Annotated in this window: 14 protein-coding genes; 4 read left to right on the top strand and 10 right to left on the bottom strand. The window is 73.4% G+C overall.

The features are described from left to right. Positions 1-2 precede the first annotated feature (2 nt). Positions 3-704, top strand: a complete 702-nt coding sequence (locus tag FDO65_RS13285) for a M23 family metallopeptidase (protein ID WP_137450182.1) — start codon at positions 3-5, stop codon at positions 702-704. Positions 705-888: 184 nt separating this feature from the next. On the opposite strand, the gene FDO65_RS13280 is transcribed toward FDO65_RS13285, so the two are convergent. Both FDO65_RS13280 and FDO65_RS13275 read right to left on the bottom strand, forming a co-directional pair. Next, positions 889-1512, bottom strand: coding sequence for a maleylpyruvate isomerase N-terminal domain-containing protein (locus FDO65_RS13280; RefSeq protein WP_166442185.1), 624 nt, complete (start codon positions 1510-1512; stop codon positions 889-891). Positions 1513-1563: 51 nt separating this feature from the next. Next, the gene (locus tag FDO65_RS13275; protein ID WP_137450180.1) at positions 1564-2640 is read right to left on the bottom strand and encodes a DNA polymerase domain-containing protein; all 1077 of its coding nucleotides are present in this window, start codon (positions 2638-2640) and stop codon (positions 1564-1566) included. Between the two features lie 90 nt (positions 2641-2730). Here FDO65_RS13275 and msrB point away from each other — a divergent pair, with 90 nt between their 5' ends. Continuing rightward, a complete protein-coding gene (gene msrB / locus FDO65_RS13270; protein WP_137450179.1) occupies positions 2731-3147 on the top strand; it encodes a peptide-methionine (R)-S-oxide reductase MsrB in 417 nt (138 codons plus the stop codon). Here msrB and FDO65_RS13265 read toward each other — a convergent pair. From FDO65_RS13265 to FDO65_RS13235, 7 genes are all read right to left on the bottom strand, one after another. After that, positions 3136-4143, bottom strand: a complete 1008-nt coding sequence (locus FDO65_RS13265; protein ID WP_137450178.1) for a glycoside hydrolase family protein — start codon at positions 4141-4143, stop codon at positions 3136-3138. The genes msrB and FDO65_RS13265 overlap by 12 nt on opposite strands. Positions 4144-4176: 33 nt before the next feature. Then, positions 4177-4809 (bottom strand): nucleoside/nucleotide kinase family protein, encoded by a 633-nt coding sequence (locus tag FDO65_RS13260; RefSeq protein ID WP_137450177.1) that lies wholly within the window; start codon positions 4807-4809, stop codon positions 4177-4179. 133 nt (positions 4810-4942) lie between these two features. After that, entirely contained in the window at positions 4943-6133 is a 1191-nt protein-coding gene (locus FDO65_RS13255) for an OmpA family protein (protein ID WP_137450176.1), read from the bottom strand. Between the two features lie 118 nt (positions 6134-6251). Beyond that, positions 6252-7205: a DNA-formamidopyrimidine glycosylase family protein gene (locus FDO65_RS13250; protein WP_137450175.1), complete on the bottom strand. Its 954-nt coding sequence runs from the start codon at positions 7203-7205 to the stop codon at positions 6252-6254. 90 nt (positions 7206-7295) lie between these two features. Then, on the bottom strand, positions 7296-12665 hold the full coding sequence (locus FDO65_RS13245; protein ID WP_137450174.1) for an Lhr family ATP-dependent helicase: 5370 nt from the start codon (positions 12663-12665) through the stop codon (positions 7296-7298). 76 nt (positions 12666-12741) lie between these two features. Continuing rightward, positions 12742-13872 (bottom strand): ScyD/ScyE family protein, encoded by a 1131-nt coding sequence (locus FDO65_RS13240; protein ID WP_137450173.1) that lies wholly within the window; start codon positions 13870-13872, stop codon positions 12742-12744. An 87-nt stretch (positions 13873-13959) separates the two neighbouring features. Beyond that, on the bottom strand, positions 13960-15570 hold the full coding sequence (locus FDO65_RS13235) for a chloride channel protein (protein WP_420847543.1): 1611 nt from the start codon (positions 15568-15570) through the stop codon (positions 13960-13962). A 71-nt stretch (positions 15571-15641) separates the two neighbouring features. Here FDO65_RS13235 and FDO65_RS13230 point away from each other — a divergent pair, with 71 nt between their 5' ends. Together FDO65_RS13230 and FDO65_RS13225 are read left to right on the top strand one after the other, a co-directional pair. Continuing rightward, a complete protein-coding gene (locus FDO65_RS13230) occupies positions 15642-16106 on the top strand; it encodes a MarR family winged helix-turn-helix transcriptional regulator (protein ID WP_137450171.1) in 465 nt (154 codons plus the stop codon). A gap of 55 nt (positions 16107-16161) precedes the next feature. After that, on the top strand, positions 16162-17868 hold the full coding sequence (locus FDO65_RS13225; RefSeq protein ID WP_420847542.1) for an alpha-keto acid decarboxylase family protein: 1707 nt from the start codon (positions 16162-16164) through the stop codon (positions 17866-17868). Between the two features lie 63 nt (positions 17869-17931). Here FDO65_RS13225 and FDO65_RS13220 read toward each other — a convergent pair whose 3' ends face one another. Continuing rightward, positions 17932-18939, bottom strand: a complete 1008-nt coding sequence (locus FDO65_RS13220; RefSeq protein ID WP_137450169.1) for a hypothetical protein — start codon at positions 18937-18939, stop codon at positions 17932-17934. Positions 18940-19015: the final 76 nt, after the last annotated feature.

The following is a 19015-nucleotide window of genomic DNA, read 5'->3' as shown; positions in this document are numbered from 1 at the left end:
ACGTGTCGTCCCACCGGGCCGGCCGGCGGCTGTTGCCGGCCGCCCTGGCCGCTTTCCTGCTGGCCGCCGGGCTGGCCGGTTGCTCGGCCCCGGCGCCGTCGGAGTACCGCCTGCCGTTCGCCGGCACCTTTCCGATCATGCAGGGCGTCTACCGGGTCGCGCCGAACGGCGACTGCGTCTCCGGGTGCGCCACGCACTCCGCCGGGGCCATGCAGTACGCGTTCGACTTCGCCCTGCCCGACGACACCGAGGTGCTGGCCGCCCGGGCCGGTCGGGTCGCGCTGGTGCAGGGCAGTTGGCCGGCCGATCACTGCGGCCGGCTGGCCGGGCAGGACCCGTCCTCCGGGGACGAGGTGGTGGGTATGACGCTCGGCAACGAGGCCAATTTCGTCGAGATCGACCACCTTGATGGAAGCGCGGCACTATATCTGCACCTGAGTTCCGTCGATCCCGCGATCGAGGCCAAGGCCAGGACCGGCGCGCCGGTGGCCCGGGGTGAGGTGCTCGGTCGCAGCGGCCGGACCGGTTGGACGCGCTGCGTGCCGCACCTGCACTTCCAGGTGCAGCCCATGGTCCGGGCCGACTGGTTCACCGATTCGCTACCGATGACGTTCGGCGATCCCGATGTCGTGGACCGGACGGCCGAGGGGGTCCCCGAGCAGGGCGAGTCGTACGTCTCGGGGAATGCCCGGGTCACCGGTTGACCCGACCGTCCCCAGGAACGACGAAAGCCCGCCGACGCTGTCGGCGGGCTTTCGCTTCCCACTGGTGGAGGACCCAGGGCTTGAACCTGGCGAGGCGTCCCAAGTACGCATCCCCCTCGCTCCCTTGCGGGCTCCTGAACCATATACCGACCCGTCCCTCCGTCGCCAGCTCGACGGCCAGCGTTCACCGATCCGAGTGGTGTTGGCCCGTCGGGGTTGCGCGCAGGAAGCTCTGCCAGTCGCTACGACGGGGGCGGCCCGGGAGGTCGAGGCGTCCGTTGGCCCACCGCAGGACGTCCCACGCTTCGGGGTCGGCCGGGCCCCGGCACCCCGGGGCGTCCGGGAACAACCGGTCGAGGACGGCGATGGCCACCGGCTCCGGTGCCCAGAACACGCGACCGAGCCCACGGGCGGCGTCGTCGGTGTGGATGAGCAGTTCATCGCAGGCGAGGGCCACGAAGCCGGTCGCGTCGAGCACACCCGTCGGGTGCCAGCCACGATCCCCCGGCTCGGTGTCGTCGACGACGTGGGCCAGGGTGGCCGCGGCCGCCCGCAGGACCGCCAGCAGCTCGGTCGGCGTTGCCGTGTCGTCGGGCACCGTGACGGTCAGGGCGCGGATCTCCTCCGGCCCGCCCGACAGGTCGGCCGCGTAGTAGAGCAGGGTCTCGGCGATGTGCCCGACGACCCGCCCGACCGACCATTCCATCCCGGGGATGCCGGCCCGCCAGTCGGTGTCGCCGTCGTCGATCGTCTGCTGCAGGAACCGCACGCACGAGCGCGCCGCCTGGCGCAGGGTCGTTCCGTCCATGACGGTCGATTCTGCCGATCCCGCGGCCATTCCGGACCGTTCGCCCGCGGTTCAGGCGATGCGATTGCCGTCGGCGTCCCAGTGCTCGGCGACCTTCTTGCTCGGCTGCACCCGCGGCGGCTCACCCGGCATCTTCGGGTAGTCGGGCGGGAAGTTGAGCTCCCCGCCGGGCAACGTCTCCCACAGCTGCAGCAGCGGCTCCAGCGAGAACGCCTCGTCGTCCATGCCGGCCCACGGGTCGCCGTCGGCGAGCCGCTCCGGCACGGTGACGATCGTGAAGTCGGCCGGGTCGCGGACCTCGGCCAGCTGCGCCCAGGTGAGCGGGGTGGAGACCGGCGCGCCTACCTTGGCCCGCAGGCTGTAGGCGCCGGCGATGGTGCGGTCGCGATTGTTCTGGTTGTAATCGATGAAGATCCGTTCGCCGCGCTGCTCCTTCCACCAGGCGGTGGTGACGCCGCCGTCCCGGCGTTCCAGTTCGCGACCGAAGCCGATGGCGGCGTGCCGGACGTCCTCGAACGTCCATTCCGGGCGGATCCGCAGGTAGATGTGGATGCCCCGGTTGCCGCTGGTCTTCGGATAGCCCCGCAGCCCCAGCTCCGCCAGCAACTCACGGGCCACGTCAGCGACCCGCTGGGCGTCGGCGAACGTGGTGCCGGGTTGCGGGTCGAGATCCAGGCGCAGCTCGTCGGGATGGTCCACGTCCGGCCGGCGCACCGGCCACGGATGGAACGTCAGGGTGCCCATCTGCGCGGCCCACACCAGCGAACCAGGCTCGCTCGGGCACAGCTCGGCGGCGGTCCGGCGGCTGGGGAACGCCACGGTCACCGTCTCGATCCAGTCGGGCGCGCCCTTGGGCAGCCGCTTCTGATAGAAGCCGTCGCCGTCATCGCCATACCCCGTGGACAACCGCATGCCCTCGCGGTAGCCGTCGGGCCAGCGTTCCATCGCCGTCGGCCGACCGCCCAGCGAGCGGAGCATCGGCTCGGCCACCGCCGCGAAGTACTCGCAGACCGCCAGCTTGGTGATGACCGGGGTCCGGTCGGTGGCTTCGTAGATCACCCGATCCGGGCTGGTGACCCGCACCTCCCGGCCGCCGACGGACACGGTCGCTGCGGGAACCTTCGCCATGCGGCCCACGCTATCGGCGACGTCCGCGACGCGCGCCGTGACCGGCCGGTCGGCGGGAACGCCCGACGGGTCCACGGTGTTGGATCAGGCATGAGCTATCCCGTGAACAAGTCCGACGACCAGTGGCGCAGTGAGCTGTCCGATCAGGAGTACCGGGTGCTGCGGCAGGCCGGGACCGAGCGCCCGTTCTCCAGCCCCTACGAGACCGACGAGACCGTCGGCGTCTACCGCTGTCGCGGTTGCGGCAGCGAGCTGTTCCGCAGCGAGCACAAGTTCGACGCCCACTGCGGCTGGCCCGCGTTCTACACGCCGCTCGCCGAGGACCGGGTCGAGTTGATCAAGGACCGGTCCCTGGGCATGGTGCGGATCGAGGTGCGGTGCGCGAACTGCGGCTCGCACCTCGGCCATGTCTTCGAGGGTGAGGGCTTCGGTACCCCCACCGATCAGCGCTACTGCATCAACGGGGTGTCGCTGAAGCTGGAACCGACGTCCGGATCAGCCGGCTGACAGATCCCAGTCGATCCCTGCGGGCGGATCGGCGACCAGGCGGTCACCCTCCCAGCGCAACGCCATCGGGTCGCTGATCACCCCACCGAACGAGCCGTCCGGCGCGGTGTTGTGGAACGCCATCAGCACCGGCCGGCCCGCCGGCCCGTCGACGATCTTGCCGACGTAGAGCTGCTCGTCGGTCAGGCGGCGGGCGGCAGCGGCGTCCCACGGCCGGTCCGGGTCCGGCACCGGGCCGTCGAGCGGCAGGTACCAGACGCCGCCGCGTCCCGGATGACTGCCCGTCAATTCGGTCCCCAGGCAGTCGAAGAGCAGTACGTGACGTCCGTCGACCTCGGCGACCTGCGCGACCTCCAGATGTAGGAAACCCGATTCCGGACGGGTCACCGGCGGATGGGCGGTCCAGGTTCGCAGGTCCGGTGACGTGGCGTGCGCGATGACGCCACGATCGTCGACCGGCCCGGAGCTCGACCGGGCGGTGACCAGCATGTGCCAGCCGGCGCCGCTGGGGTCGGCGTAGACGAACGGATCCCGCCACGCCTCCTCGCCGCTGACCTGCCCGTCGGTCTCGACGATCGTCTCGTACCAGCGGGGATCGGCCGTGATCACCGGGTTCTCGGGCACCTTGAACCACGTCAGCAGATCGTCGGACGTGGCCGCCCCTATCCGCTGCACCAGCTGGCCACCGGGGAGCTGGGTCATCCCGGTGTAGAACATCCGCCACCCCCCGGCCGGGTCGGCCACCACCGAACCGGTCCAGGTCGCGGTCTGGTCGAAGTCACCCGGCTGCCCGTGCACGAGGGCGTCGGCCACCCGCTCCCACTCGACGAGATCGGGCGACACCGCGTGCCCGACGGACGCCCGGACATGCCGACGGTCGGGGTCGTGCAGCGCCTTCGAGGCGTAGAGGAAGAACAGGTGGAACTCGGGACCGGCGTCGGTGGCCAGCTCGGCGGTCCAGAAGTCCCAGACCCAGGAATCAGGGAGTGACAACACGCTTCAGCCTTGCATGCCGATGCGCCGGCCGGCTCAACGAGGGGTGGGCCAGGCCACGGCCGGCGACGACGGGTGGTCGTAGGCGATGACGACGTCGGCGGACTCCACCGGACGGTCCTCGTCCAGATAGCGCCGATAGGCCTCGACCCACCACTGCCGCCCGTCGGGCAGCTTGCGGGCCACGGTGGACACAGCGACCTGCAGGTGGACGCGAGCGTCGCCCTGCACATCCCAGGTGGCGGCGAAAGGGCTGTCGACGATCAGGACCGTCCCGGCGAGCGCCCGGTGCCGGTCCTTCCGGATGGACCGGTCGCTGTCCGGGTCCCGCAGCCGATCCAGATAGACCCCGGTCCCGTCGTCGGCCAACGGGTCGAGCACCTCGCGGCGCAGCGCCGCGGTGTCCAGCCAGCCGCCCAGCAACATGTCGAGGTCTTCCCGGCCGTACTCCAACCGGAGCGACGCCGCCCGCCACCACCAGCGGGTCGACACCCGCACGACCGGCCGGCCGCGGGACCCGAGGACCTCGCTCAGCGCGTCGGCCAGCCAGGCCGCACCGGTCTCGTCGAAACCGTCGACCACGACGCGCGGGCGTCGCTGGGGCAGGCACTCGATCCAGTCGGCCAGGTCGGTCACCAGACGGTCCGGGGAGACGGGGGTGAAACGCACCCGCTCCACCCTGCCACGTCGCCCGGGCCCCGCCCGGTCGAGCCCCGGCCCCGGCCCCGGGTCGGTAAAGAATGCCGCCATCCTTGCCGGATTGCGGCGTTCTTCGCCGACCGTCGGGCGGGCGGGTGCGGGGTCAGCCGGTGGTCGTGAACGTGACGACGACGGCGCGGTTGCCGGGGTCGGAGGCGGGCTGCACGATCGGCTGCGAGCTGCCGACACCGGTGACGGACGTGATGTTCTCGGCCGGGACGCCCTGTTCGCGCAGGATGGCGGCGACCTCGGTGGCCCGCTGGGTCGAGAGGTCGACGGCGGCCTGTTCGTCACCGCCGTCGGTCGCCGCGGTGTGGCCGACGATGGCGATCTGGGTGGCGCTCTCCAGGCTGCCGATGCACTCCGACAGCGCGGCGGCGGTCGCCGACCGGTCGATGAGCTGCGGGGTGTTCGGTAGGAACAGCGCCGGCGCCGGGAGGGTGCAGGTGCGGGTCGGTCCGCTGCCCTCGGCGTTGATGGCCGCGTTCGGGTCGGGGACGGGGACGGCCGGGACGGTGCCGGTGCCGGGGGTGGTCCCGGCGCCGTCGAAGAAGACGACATCGGCGGCGCCGGCGGCCCGGGCGACGTCCTCCCAGATGGCCCGCTGGTAGCCGACCTGCAGATCGGACAGCTTCTGCTGCTCCCCGGCGACCGGGGTGACGACGTAGGTGACGGTGCGGCCGGTCAAGTCGGGCAGTTTGCCGGCGGCGGTGACGGCGGCGACGACGTCGGGCGGGGACTGGTCGAACGCGAGCTGCGTCATGTCCATCGGGCCCGCGGTGTCCAGCAGCGACGAGAACACCCAGACCGGGCTGCCCGCCGGTGAGGCGATGGCGTCCAGACCCGCCAGGGCCTGCCGTCCCCCGGGGGCGGTGGACTGGTCGGCGTTGATCTGCTCGGTGAGTGCGGTGACCTGGCCGGTGTCGCCGCCGAAGGCGAGCGGCGTGGTGCTGGTGGTGCCGTCGCCGGCGACGGCGACCCATTCGACGCCGGTGTCGGCGCCCAGACCCGTCCACTCGGCGGCCACGGGATCGGGGACGGCGACCGACATCTCGTTGCTGGAACCGGCGGTGCTGATCACCGATCCGGCGATGGTGGCCGGCGGCGCCAGGCTGGTCGACGTGGGGGCGGCCGAGGACGACGAGGACGACGCGGTGCTGCCGCCGCCGCCGGAGCATCCGGCCAGCGCGAGCAGTCCGGCGGCCGCGCCGACGATCCACCGGGCCCGACGGGAACCACCCCGTGCAGGGGCGTGCTGGTCGTGCTCGGGTCGGCTGTCTCGGCTCGGGCGCATGACTCAACCGTTCCACCCGTTCGGGGAAGGCCGCAATCCGGACAGCTGCTCCGGTGACAAGTCCGACACGGACTCAACCTGGGGCGTCGGACGCCCGTCGCGGCCCAGGCAGTTCCGATCAGCGGTCGCGGCGGTAGCCGGCGGGGCGGCGGAAGTAGGGAGTGGCCGGGTTCGAGCCGAGGGGGCTCTGCGGTCGACCGTCGTCGGTGGGGGTGGGGCCGGGTTGGCAGTGCGGGCAGTAGAAGGCCGGACGCTGGCGGGGCGGGACACCGATCTGGGCGACGCGGATGGTGCCGCCGCAGCGCAGACAGGGGTTGCCGGAGCGGGCGTGGGCGTAGGTCGTCATGCCGCGGCGGTTGTTGCCGGTGGTGGTGGGGACGGCCTGGGTGGCACCGTTGTGCAGCTGGCGTCGGGCGGTGTCCAGGACGGCGCCGAGGTCGACCTCGGCGACCGGCGTCCACGGTGAGATCCCCCGTGCGAACAGGGCTTCGGCCATGTACATGGTGCCGATACCGGCGACGGTGGTCTGGTCGAGGAGCGCCGCCCCGATCTCCCGTTCCGGGCGTGTACCGAGCCGGGCGATGGCTTCGGCCCGGCCGGTCTGCGGGAAGTCGGGGGCAAGGATGTCCGGTCCGAGGTGGCCGACCAGCGCGGGTTCCTGGTCGGTGGGGATGAGGTCGAGCAGTCCGAGCCAGGTGCCGACGGCCGTCCATTCGCTGCCTTCCAGGACGGCACGGACGGCGGCCTGGCGGGCGGACGGCCAGGGCCGGGCGCCGGTGGCGTGCACCGCCCAGCGGCCCTCCATCCGCAGATGGGAACGCAGGGTCAGCGGCTCCGGCGGGGCCTGCGGACGCCGTGGACCGCCGGGCCGGCCACCGCGGAGGCGATCGTCGGCGGCGGCCAGCCGGGTGAGCAGTTGCTTGCCGTACGAGACGGTCTGCAGGACGGTGCGTCCGGCGAGATCGGCGTCGCCCAGCTCGCCCCAGCGCAGCTCGGAACGCAGCAGTGGTCGGCCGGACAGGGCCGCGTCGAGCCGACGCGCGGTGCGCAGGACGGTGTCACCCTCGGGCACGGTGACGCCCTCCCCTGGTCCGCACCAGAATGGGGCGAGACATCCACCAGGGCAACGACTCCGGGTCCCGGCCGGCCGGGTTCGGGCACTTCATCGCGGACCGCGCCGCAGCCGCAGGCCGCGGGGAGTGATCGCGAACCCGGCCTCGACCAACGCCTCCACGACGGGGCCCGACCCGGCCACGGCGTCCACCCCGTCGATCTTGACCATCGTCAACCCGGGCAGCGTGCCGCCGGTCACGAGACCGGCGAGGCCCTGGGCGGCGGCCGTCAGGGCGTCCGGGTCGGTGGTGAACGACAGCAGCGACCGTCCGCCGCGTTCGGCGAACAGCACCAGCGCGCCGTCGACGAGGACGACCATCGCCCCGGCCCGGCGGGCCGGGCGGTGACGGTCGGTGGATCGTTCCGCCGCCGCACCGGACGGATCGTTCGAGGTGTCGTTGCCGGTGCGGCTGGGCCAGGGCAGCGCTGCGCCGTAGGGGTTGGCCGGGTCCGAGGCGGCCAGGACGAGCGCGGTCGGGCCCGTTGGCTGCTGACCGCCCGGTCCGCCCCGCCCGCCGGGTGGGTTGACCGAGCCGAAGACCCCGTGCCGGGTCGACGGACCGTACGGGGGTCGCCCGGACGATCCCGGGAACCCGTTGCGGCCACCCGGGCGCATCCCGCCACCGACGGGCGGATCGGGTGGCCAGCTGAGGTCGTCGTCCTCGTCGTCGTCGAATCCGTCGGCCGGTGCCGGGGCGCCGGTCGCCGCGACCGACGACTCGGCTCCCGCCGGATCGGCCGGCGACTCACCGGGGAGGGGGATGTCCACGTCGAAGCCGGCCGCGGCCACCGGGTCGAAATCGGCCGACCCGCCCTCGGGTGGGGTCGACCAGTCGTCGGGCTCGGCGCCCGGTTCGCGGCCGGGCAGCCCGGCGTACGTCCGGACCCGGTCGACGGCACCGGCCCCGGCGAACTGCGCGGCCCCCAGACCCTCGACGAAGTAGCCGCGGCGGATCCGACCGGTCTCCTCCAGGGCGGCCAGCACCCGGTAGACCCCGGCGAACCCACCGGGCACGCCTTCGGCGACGACGGCGCCGCGGGTCACGATGCCGTGCCGGTCGAGCAGCACCTCGGCGGCGGCCGCCGTGCGGATGGTGACGTCGGTCTCGGCGGGCGGCAGCATCGACCAGCGACCGGCCACCGACGGTGGGGTGACCGCCCGGCGGGGGGCCGCGGCGGCGCGACCACCCCGCCCGGCGGCCAGCAGCGAGAGGCCGGAGGCCCCCCGCTGCCGGGCCCGGGGGGCGGCCCGCTGGGTCTTGTGGGTGGTGCGTCCCCCGCTCAGCCGGGCCCGCAACGGGGCCAGGGTGTCACTGGTGATCAGCCCGGCGAACACCAGATCCCAGAGCGCGTCGGCGATCTCGGCGTCGGACACCAGCGGCGTCCCCCCGCCGCCGGCCCGGGTCGGGTAGGCGGCACTGCCCAGCAGCGGGCCGGGCCCACCGCCGTCGGCCGCCCCGTCGGCGCTGCCGCGGACGTCCCGGACGCCCCGACCCACGACCGCTTCGACGATCGGCCGGAAGAAGTGCGCTCCCCCGCCGCCCAGGAAATCCAGGATCGACCGGTGCACCCAGCCCCAGGCCGAGTCGTCGGCGGACTTCGGGGGCGCGCCCCGTTCCGCCTCGGCGGCCCCGGTGTCCGGCCCGCCGGGGACCTCCGCGGCCGCGGCGGCGGCCGCGTCCAGGGAGGCGATCAGATCCTCGGGGGGCAGCGGCAGGGTGAGGGCCACCGTCTCGGCCAGGTGCAGGGACACCCAGCCGTCCTCACCGGGCAGCGACCCGTGGCCGGTCCACAGCACCTCACCGGAGGCGGTGAGTTCGTCCAGCAGGGCGGGGGTGTACCCGCGCACCCGGGCGGGCAGGACGAGCGATTCCAGGGCCGACGCCGGCACCTGCGCCCCGGCCAACTGCTCGATGGCCCGCACCAGCCCGTCGACCCCGCGCAGCGCCTGCGACCCACGACGCACGCCGATACCGTTCCAGGCGGGTAGGAACCGGGCGAGAGCCTGCGGTTCGACCGGTTCGACCTCGGCCCGCAGCGCGGCCAGGGAGCGCCGACGGAGCAGCCGCAGCACCTCGGCGTCGAGGAACTCGGGCTCCCGGCCGAGGGGCCGGAACTCTCCCTCGGCCAGCCGCCCGGTGCCGACCATCCGGCGCAGCGCGTCGGTGACCACGGCGACGCCCAGCCCGAACCGGGTGGCCGCCTCGGTGGCCAGGAAGGGTCCGTGGGTGCGGGCGTACCGGCCGAGCAGCCGGCCCAGCGGGTCGGGCACCCGGTCCAGGAAGGATTCGGCGATCCCCGGCGGCAGGGCCGTGCCGAGGGCGTCGCGCAGCACTCCGGCGTCGGTCGGGTCGGCCCACCGCAACTCGCCACCGACCCGCACCTCGACGACCCGCCGGGCGGCCGCCAGCTCACCGAGGACCGCACCGACGTCGTCGACGGTGCTGCGCAGGTCCACCTCGAGGGTGCTGAGCGGTCCGAGAATGCGCAGCAGATCGGCGATCTCGTCGGCGTTGCGGGCCTGCCGGTTCTCGGCCAGCCGCTGCAGTTCGGCCTCGGTGTCGGCCAGGGCCTGCGGGTCGAGCAGGTCGCGCAGGGACAGCCCGTCCCCGCGGCCCAACAGTTCGGCCAGCAGCGTCGGGTCGACGGTGAGCGCGGCGGCCCGCCGTTCGGCCAGCGGTGAGTCGCCCTCGTACAGGAACTGGGCGACGTAGCCGAACAGCAGCGACGAGGCGAACGGGGACGGACTGCTGGTCGTCACCTCGACCACCCGCACGGTGCGGCTGCGCAGCTCGGTCAGCAGGTGTACGAGGGCGGGCACGTCGAAGACGTCGGACAGACATTCGCGGACCGCTTCGGCGACGATCGGGAACGACGGGTAGGCACTCGCCACCTCGAGCAGCTGCGAGGCCCGCTGCCGTTGCTGCCAGAGCGGCTGCCGCTTGCCGATCTGGCGACGCGGCAGCAGCAGAGCCCGGGCCGCGCACTCCCGGAACCGGGAGGCGAAGATCGCCGCGCCGCCGATCTCGGCGGTCACCTCGGCCTCCACCGTCTCCGGGTCCAGGGTGAGGAACTCGGCGAAGTCCGGCGGGGCGCCACTGCTCGACCCTTCGCCGTCGTCGCCGCCGTACTCGACGTCGGGCAGCCGCAGCACGATGCCGTCGTCGGCGTGCATGGCCGCGACGTCGACGCCGTAGCGCTCGCGCATCCGCGCGGCGATCACCAGCGACCAGGGAGCGTGCACGGCCGCGCCGTACGGCGAGTGGATCACCACCCGCCAGTCGCCCAGCTCGTCACGGAAACGTTCGATGACGATGGTCTTCTCGTCCGGCAGGACGCCGGTGGCGGACGACTGTTCGGTCAGGTAGTCGACCAGGTTGACGGCGGCGAACTCGTCCAGGCCGGCACCGCGCAGTTCGGCCAGGGCCTCCTCGCGCGGCGCCGTCCCGACGTCGCGGACGAATTCGCCGTGTGCACGGCCGAGTTCGGCCGGGCGGCCCAGGGTGTCGCCCTTCCAGAACGGCAGCTTGCCGGGCAGCCCGGGGGCCGGGACGACCAGGACCTGGTCGTGGGTGATGTCGACGATCCGCCAGGAACTGGAACCCAGGGCGAACACGTCGCCGACCCGGGACTCGTAGACCATTTCCTCGTCGAGTTCGCCGACCCGGCGGCCACCCCCGCCGGCGACCTCGGAACCAGCCAGGAACACCCCGTACAGACCGCGGTCGGGGATGGTCCCCCCGGAGGTGACCGCCAGCCGCTGCGCGCCCTGCCGGCCGGCCAGCTCGCCGGTCACCCGGTCCCAGGTGATGCGGGGCCGGAGCTCGGCGAACTGTTCGCTCGGATAGCGCCCGGACAGCATGTCGAGCACCGACTCCAGGGCGCCGCGGCCCAGGGCCGCGAACGGGGCGGACCGGCGGAGCAGCTCGTGCAGTTCGTCGACGGTGATGGGGTCCATCGCGCAGATGGCGACGATCTGCTGGGCGACGATGTCCAGCGGGTTGGTGATGACCGAGATCTCCTCGATCGCGCCGGACTGCATGCGCCGGGACACCACCGCCGCCGACACCAGGTCGCCGCGGAACTTGGGGAACATCACGCCGTGGCTGGCCGCGCCGACCTGGTGGCCGGCCCGGCCGATGCGTTGCAGCCCACTGGCCACCGACGGCGGCGCCTCGACCTGGATGACCAGGTCGACCGCACCCATGTCGATGCCCAGCTCGAGCGAGCTGGTGGCGACGACGGCGGGCAGCTTGCCGGTCTTGAGTTCCTCCTCGATGACCGACCGCTGTTCGCGCGACACCGACCCGTGGTGGGCCTTGGCCAGTACGGGGGCGGCCCCGACCGACACCCCGGCCTGGGCCATCAGCTGGGCGGGGGGCCCTCCGCGGTCGGAGCGGCCGCGGGCGTCGTCGGCCCATTCGCCGTCCGGGTCGTCGGCCTGCTCGGCCACCGCGAGCCGTTCGGCGTGGATCTCGTTGAGCCGGGCGGTCAGTCGTTCGGCCAACCGGCGGGAGTTGGCGAAGACGATCGTCGACCGGTGCTGCTCCACCAGGTCGACGACGCGCTCCTCGACATGCGGCCAGATCGAGGTGCGCGGCACCTCACCTGCGGCCCGCCCGGTCAGGTCGCCACTGGGCTGGCCGAGCTGGCTCATGTCCGGCACCGGGACGACCACGTCGACGTCGATCACCTTGGTCGACGGGGGCTGCACCACCGTCACCGGCCGGCCGCCGGTGAGGAACCGGCCGATCTCCTCGACCGGGCGGACGGTGGCCGACAGCCCGACCCGCTGCGCCGGTTCCTCCAGCAGGGCGTCCAGCCGGTCGAGCGAGACCGCCATGTGCGCACCACGTTTGGTACCGGCGACGGCGTGGATCTCGTCGATGATCACCGTCGTGATGCCGGTCAGCATCTCCCGCGCCCGCGAGGTCAGCAGCAGGAACAACGACTCCGGGGTGGTGATGAGGATGTCGGCGCCGTCGCGGGCGAAGACGCGGCGGTCCGCGGCCGAGGTGTCGCCGGACCGCACGGCGACGGTGATCTCCGGCAGCGAGGTGCCGCGGCGGGCGGCCGTCGCGCCGATCCCGATCAACGGCGACCGGAGATTGCGTTCGACGTCGACGGCCAGCGCCTTGAGCGGCGACAGGTACAGGACGCTGCACTTGCGCTGAGCCTCGGGCGGTCCGTCCGGCCGGCCGTTGCGGACCACCAGGTCGTTGATGGACGAGAGGAACGCCGCGAGCGTCTTGCCCGAACCGGTCGGGGCGACGACCAGCGTGTGGTCGCCCCGACCGATGGCGTCCCAGGCACCGGACTGGGCGGCGGTGGGCGCGGCGAAGGCGGCGGTGAACCACTCCGCCACGAGCGGGTCGAACCGACCCAGCGCCCCGTCCACTCCCGCACCTCCGACCGCCATGGGGCACCTGTACCCCGTGGCGGCCATTGTGCGTCGGAGCACCGACAGTCAGTTGTCCATCCGACCCGGTCGTGGACTAGAGCCGGATGCGGAGGACCTCACCGCCGCCGGCCAGCAGCGCACCGGTGGTGACGTACGCGCTGCCCTTGCGGATGGCGATGCCGTACGGGGCGAAGAGATCGCCGGCCACGACGGTCGGCGACGTGCTGCCCCGGTCCACCCGGACGACCGACCCGGCCGATTGGGTGAGCAGGCCGTCGTTCGTCAGCTGCACCGCGTAGAGCGTGCGGCCGTCGAAGGCCAGGTCGGTGACGTTGGTCAGACCCGACGCCCACACCGTCGGCGTTCCGTCCCGGCCGATGCGGTAGATGTTCGCCGCCCCCTTCGGGAACGGGAAGCCGGTGAGCTGGCTGACGTAGACGGCCCCGTCGTACCCACGGACCGCGACGGAGGTCGGCACCGCCTGCATCGGGATCTGCGTGCCCGGGGGCAGGCCGAGATCGGCCGGGGCGTCGACCGGCCGGTCCGGGAACGACGCCTGGAGTGCGATGTCGTCGCCGGAGACCCGCAGCACGGTGTTGCCACCGGCGTCGGCGACCAGGAAGTCGCCGCAGTCGACCGCCAGGCCCACCGGGTTGCTGTCCGGGTCGTCCACCGGGTTGTTCTCGCCCTCCCAGGCGGCCAGATCGGCGATGGTCCGGTACCGCCCGTCCTGCCGCGTGGTCTGGACGAGCGTGCCGAGCTGCCGGCCGGCGTCGCCCAGTTCGGCCCGCCGCGCCGGGTCCGCGCCCAGCCCGATGAGGATGGCCAGCCGTCGGCCGACCGCGGCGACATCGCTGGGCCCGGAGGCACTCCCGCCTCCCGCGCCGGCGAGCGAGGGCAGCCCCGTGATGATGCGCGACTGCTTGCCCTTCCGGTCGACCTGGGTGATGGCCCCGGTCGTCCCGAAGCAGACCTGGTCGTCCGGGCCCTCCGGACCGGCCACGCAGGGCCCGTCGCCGCCGGTGCCCGCCTCGGCGATCAGCAGGTCGCCGGACGGGCCGAAGGACAATTGGCGGGGGTTGTCCAGGCCCGTGGCGATCACCTCACGGTCGGGGGTGCGACCGCCGTCGGCCGCGGCGGGGAGAGTGCCGATCAGCGTCAGCCCGAGTGCGGCGGCCGAGACCAGGACGATCGGACGAGAACCTGCGCGGCGCCGTTGCCTCATAGCGGTTCCTTTCCTCACTCACAGGCGATTTGTCTGTTTCTCCCAGCTCCTCTCCTCCCGGGCAAGGCTCCGAACGGGGTCCACCGATCAGCCATTCGCCGCACAGGCGGGCGGGACCGCCCGCTCCGCGCCCGCCCGCGATGCCGTCGTCGACACGGCGTCCTCCCGACGCAGCGCCGCCTCCACCTCGTGCTCGCGGACCCACCCCACGGCCCGCCCCTCGGCGTCGACGACGAGCAGGTGCGCGCCGTCCACGCCGGCGAAACGGTCGGCGACCGACCGGAGGTCGCGGCGATCGGGCACCGACCCCGGGAGCGGGGCGATGGTCGCGGCGAGCCGGCCCGGGCGGTCGGGCCCGGCGCGGCCGTCGGCCTCGGCGTCGATGTCGATCCCGCGCCGCAGCAGCTTGCGGGTGTAGACGGTGTCCCGCGAGACCAGGTGGCTGACCCCGGTGGCCAACACGACGCCGAGCATCAGCGGCAGGATGATCGAGTACTCACCGGTCAGCTCGAACAGGATGACCACCGCGGTGATCGGCGCCCGGGCGGCCCCGGCGAACACCGCCCCCATCCCGATGAGGGCGTAGGCGCCGACCGAGCCGCCGGCCGACGGCGCGACCGTCTGCACGATCTCGCCGAACGCGGCACCCAGCATGGCTCCGCAGAAGAGACTGGGCGCGAACACCCCGCCCGAACCGCCGATCCCGATCGTCAGACTGCAGGCGACGATCTTGCCGACCAGCAGGGCGAGAAGGAACGCGATCGCGTAGCCGCCGGCCACCGCATGCCCCAGGACCGGGTAGCCGACCCCGTACATCTGCGGCATCACCAGCAGGACCAGGCCGAGCAGGACACCGCCGACCGCCGGGCGCAGCCACTCCGGTCCCCGCCAGGCCCAGTCGCACGCGTCCTCGACGGCGTACAGGATGCGGGAGAAGGCGACCCCCACCAGCCCGGCGACGACGCCGAGCAGCGCGAACAGCGGGTACTGCACCAGGTGGTCGACGTGGAAGGCGGGCAGCGTCAGGAAGGGGTTGTCACCCAGGATGCCCCGGCCGATCACGCTGGCGGTGACCGACGACAGCACGACCATCCCGAAAGACTCGGCCTCCCAACCCCGCAGGATGATCTCCATCGCGAAGAAGACCCCGGCCAGCGGGGCGTTGAAGGTGGCCGCAATGCCCCCGGCGGCGCCGCAGGCCACGAGCAGCTTGATACGCCGTTCGTCGAGCCGGCACAGCTGGGCCAGCGAGGATCCGAGCGCCGAGCCGATCTGCACGATCGGCCCTTCCCGGCCGACGGAGCCGCCGCCGCCGATGCACAGGGCGGACGCGAGCGCCTTGACCACGGCCACCTGCGGCCGGATCCGTCCACCGTTGCGAGCGACGGCGAGCATCACCTCGGGGACGCCGTGGCCGCGGGCCTCGCGGGCGAACCGGTGGACCAGAGGTCCGTAGAGCAACCCGGCGACCACCGGGGTCAGGACGACGAACCACCGCCCCAGCCACGGCACCTCGGGGTTCGGGACGGAGCCCTGCCCGGCGTAGTCGGCGAACCCGGTGAACAGGTGGGTCAGGCCCTCGATCATCCAGCGGAACACGACGGCGCCGAGGCCCGCGCCGGCCCCGATCACCAGCGACAGCGCGACCAGCATCGACCGGGGGGAGCGGAAGAACGGATGGCGGGTGACGGCCGTCATCGATGATGGGATCAACACGTTTGCATTATGCAATCGTTGCATCAGTGCAATCAAGATGGTCCGATGACCCCATGCCTCCCCCCGCCCGGCCCGATCCGCTGGACCCTGTCGTCGACGCCGTGCTGGCCAGTTCCCGGGCCCTGGTGGCCGTGTCGGCCCGATCGATCGCCGACACCACCGGCGTCACCCTCCCCCAGTACCGGCTGCTCGTCGTCCTGGCCGACCGTCCTCGCACCCTCACCGAGCTGGCCGCCCAGCTCGACGTCGCCCCGTCCACCGCGCTGCGGATGGTCGACCGCCTCGAGTCGGCCGGCCTGGTCGACCGGACCGTGCGACCGGAGAACCGGCGGGAGACCCGCCTCAGCCTCACCGACGAGGGCCGCCGGACCGTCGACACGGTCACCGAGCGGCGACGACGGGACCTGCGCACCGTGGTCGCGCTGATCCCGGACGAGGAGCGCGCCGGGGTGGCGCGAGCCATGGCCGCCTTCGCCGCGGCCGCCGACCGTGCGTGGACGGCGAGCGAGGAAGGGTGACGTCCCGGGAAAGATGGGCCGCAGCGGACGGCCCGGCGGTTACCTTCGGCCGGTGATCGCACCCGCCCCGTTCACCGTGGCCGACCACCTGCTGCAGCGCCTCGCCGAGCTGGGGGCCGACACCGTCTTCGGTGTCCCCGGCGACTACAGCCTGGGCCTGCTCGACCACATCGTCGCCCACCCGAGCGTCGACTGGGTCGGCACCACGAACGAACTCAACGCCGGCTACGCGGCCGACGCCTACGCCCGGCTTCGGGGCATCGGCGCGCTCTGCACCACCTTCGGCGTCGGCGAGCTGTCCGCCGTCAACGCGATCACCGGCAGCTACGCCGAGTTCGTCCCCGTGGTGCACATCGTGGGCGCCCCCCGGTCGACCGTGCAGGCGGCCCACCGGATCGTGCACCACACCCTGGGCGACGGGCAGTTCGACCACTTCCTGGGAATGCACGCCGACATCACCTGCGCGCGAGCAGCTCTCACGGCCGACAACGCGGCCGGCGAGATCGACCGGGTGCTGACCGCGGTCCGCGACCACCGGCTGCCCGGGTACCTGCTGCTGCCGGCCGACGTGGCCGAGGCGCCCGTCCCCCGGCCGGCCACGGCCCTGCCGCCCCGATCGTCGGTCACCGACCCCGAGGCGCTGGCCGCGTTCGCGTCCGCGGCGGCCCGACTGATCCAGCGGGGGGCCGCCACCGGGCGGGGACCGGACGCCAGCGTGCTGGTGGGCCTGCTCTGCCACCGTCTCGGCGCCGCCGGGCGGCTCACCGACCTGCTCGCCGCCGCGCCCCTGCCACACGCCACGACCCTGTGGGCCAAGAGCCTGGTCGACGAGTCCGACCCGCTGTTCGTCGGGACCTATTCGGGTGCGGCGAGCGACCCGGCCACCCGCGCGGTCGTCGAGGACGCCGGCACCGTCATCCTGGCCGGGGTGCAGTTCACCGACCTCACCAGCGGGCTCTTCACGCAGCACATCACCCGGTCCCGCACCATCGAGATCGGCGCCCGGGAGGCGAGTGTCGGCGAGGCCCGCTTCGGGCCCATCGAACTCCCGGACGCGCTCGCCGCCCTGGGGCCGGTGGTCGCCGAACTGGACGACCGACCCCGCGACCCGCGGTCCCGCCGCGACCGGAAGCCCGCGCCCCCGGCACCGGCGGACCCGCCGGTGACCCCCGCCGACCACACCGACCACACCGCACTGAGCCAGGTCGCCCTGTGGGACACGGTCACCGCGTTCCTGCGGCCCGGCGACATCGTGCTGGCCGACCAGGGCACGTCGTTCTACGGCATGGGCCTGCACCGGCTGCCGACCGGCGTGACGTTCATCGGCCAGCCCTTGTGGGCCTCCATCGGCTACACGCTGCCCGGCCTGCTCGGGGTCGGCATCGCCGAACCGGACCGCCGCGGGGTGCTGCTCGTCGGCGACGGCGCCGCCCAGATGACGGCCACCGAGATCGGGACCGTCCTCCGGCACTGCCCCCGCGCGGTCATCGTCGTCGTCGACAACGACGGCTACACCGTGGAACGGGCCATCCACGGGCCGGAACAGCCCTACAACGACATCGCCGCCTGGGACTGGACCTGCGCCCCCGCGTTCTTCGGCGCCCCGGCCACCGCCACCCGGGTCACCACGGTCGGCGAGCTGCGGACCGCCCTCCAGCAGGCGCAGCAGGCCGACCGTCCGACCATCGTGCAAGCCGTCGTCCCGGCCCTGGACGTGCCGCCGCTGCTGGACACCCTGGCCCGGTCCCTGGGGAAGAAGTAGACCGCAGCGACAACGGCCGGCGCCCTGTACGGGTCGCCGGCCGTCACCTGGTCGGCCGCCCGGCTACTGCACCGGTGCCTGATCCGAGCCGCAGCTGGGGCAGCTGTGCCCGTCCGCGGCCGAGGGGGACGCCGTCGCCGGCTGGGCGGATCCGACCCCGGCGCGGACGCCGGCCACTCCCGCGTCCGTCGCCTCGCCCACCGCGGCGCCCACGCCCGCGGCGCCGGCCGCCGCGCCTTCGACGGCGGACTTGAAGGACTCCCGCGCCGCTCCCCCGGCGGCGCCGACCCCGTCGGTGGACGTCGACGCCGACGCGTGCGCCCCACCGGCAAGATCCGCCGCGCCGTCCTGTACCGCAGCCCAGGCATCACCGGCCGCCGCCTGCGCTGACTCCGCCGCGTCCCGCGCCCCACCGGCAAGATCCGCCGCGCCGTTCTTTGCCGCCGCCAGGGCATCCCCCGCGACATCACCGACCGAATTCGCCGCGTCCCGCGCCCCGTCGGCCAGGTCGGCGACACCGTTCCCGGCGGCGGCCATCGCACCGCCGGCGGTCCCGGCGGCCTTCATCGCGTGCTCGGCGGCCTCGGCCTGGTCCGCCGCCTCGACCTCCGCCTGATAGGTCGCCTCGGCGGCCGCGGTGCTGTCGTCCAGGGTGGTTCTGGCGGGGGCGACGACGCCTTCATAGGTCTCCTTGGCCTGGTCGACGACCTGGCGGTAGGAGCTGCGGGCGTCGCCGACGGCCTTGTCGTAGGCGGCCTTGGCCTGCGCCACGACCCCGTCGTAGGTCTTCTCCGCGTCACCGGTGGTCGCGCGGTAGGTGGCCTCCGCCTGGTTCTCGACCTTGTCGAACGCTTCCCGCGCCTGGCCGGTGGCCCGCTTGTACTTGGCCTTCGCGGCGTCCCGGGCCTCGTCGAAGGCGTCGTCCTTGCCGTCGAACACGTCGACGACGCGGTCCTTGGCGTCCCCCAGCATGTCCTTGGCCCGGTCGAGCAGATTGTCCAGTCCCATGGCATCCCCCTTGATGACGCTCAGGTGCGCGAAGTCGGCGGCGCGAACGCTAGACCCGATCACCTGTTTGCAGTAGTGCCCGTTCGAGCTGGTGATGGGCGGGCGTTCAGCGCGCGGTATATCGCTGGGCGACTTCTCC

The sequence above is a fragment of the Nakamurella flava genome, assembly GCF_005298075.1.
GTDB classification, from domain to species: Bacteria; Actinomycetota; Actinomycetes; order Mycobacteriales; family Nakamurellaceae; genus Nakamurella; species Nakamurella flava.
Note: the sequence above shows the minus strand (reverse complement) of the source record. Positions and strands in the feature narration are given on the sequence as shown.

Bases quoted from the DNA above. Each gene is read 5' to 3' on its own strand.
- FDO65_RS13275 (WP_137450180.1), bottom strand. From the start codon at position 2,640: ATGGCGAAGGTTCCCGCAGCGACCGTGTCCGTCGGCGGCCGGGAGGTG.
- FDO65_RS13230 (WP_137450171.1), top strand. From the start codon at position 15,642: ATGCCTCCCCCCGCCCGGCCCGATCCGCTGGACCCTGTCGTCGACGCC.
- FDO65_RS13245 (WP_137450174.1), bottom strand. From the start codon at position 12,665: ATGGCGGTCGGAGGTGCGGGAGTGGACGGGGCGCTGGGTCGGTTCGAC.
- FDO65_RS13235 (WP_420847543.1), bottom strand. From the start codon at position 15,570: ATGACGGCCGTCACCCGCCATCCGTTCTTCCGCTCCCCCCGGTCGATG.
- FDO65_RS13240 (WP_137450173.1), bottom strand. From the start codon at position 13,872: ATGAGGCAACGGCGCCGCGCAGGTTCTCGTCCGATCGTCCTGGTCTCG.
- FDO65_RS13255 (WP_137450176.1), bottom strand. From the start codon at position 6,133: ATGCGCCCGAGCCGAGACAGCCGACCCGAGCACGACCAGCACGCCCCT.
- FDO65_RS13280 (WP_166442185.1), bottom strand. From the start codon at position 1,512: ATGGACGGAACGACCCTGCGCCAGGCGGCGCGCTCGTGCGTGCGGTTC.
- msrB (WP_137450179.1), top strand. From the start codon at position 2,731: ATGAGCTATCCCGTGAACAAGTCCGACGACCAGTGGCGCAGTGAGCTG.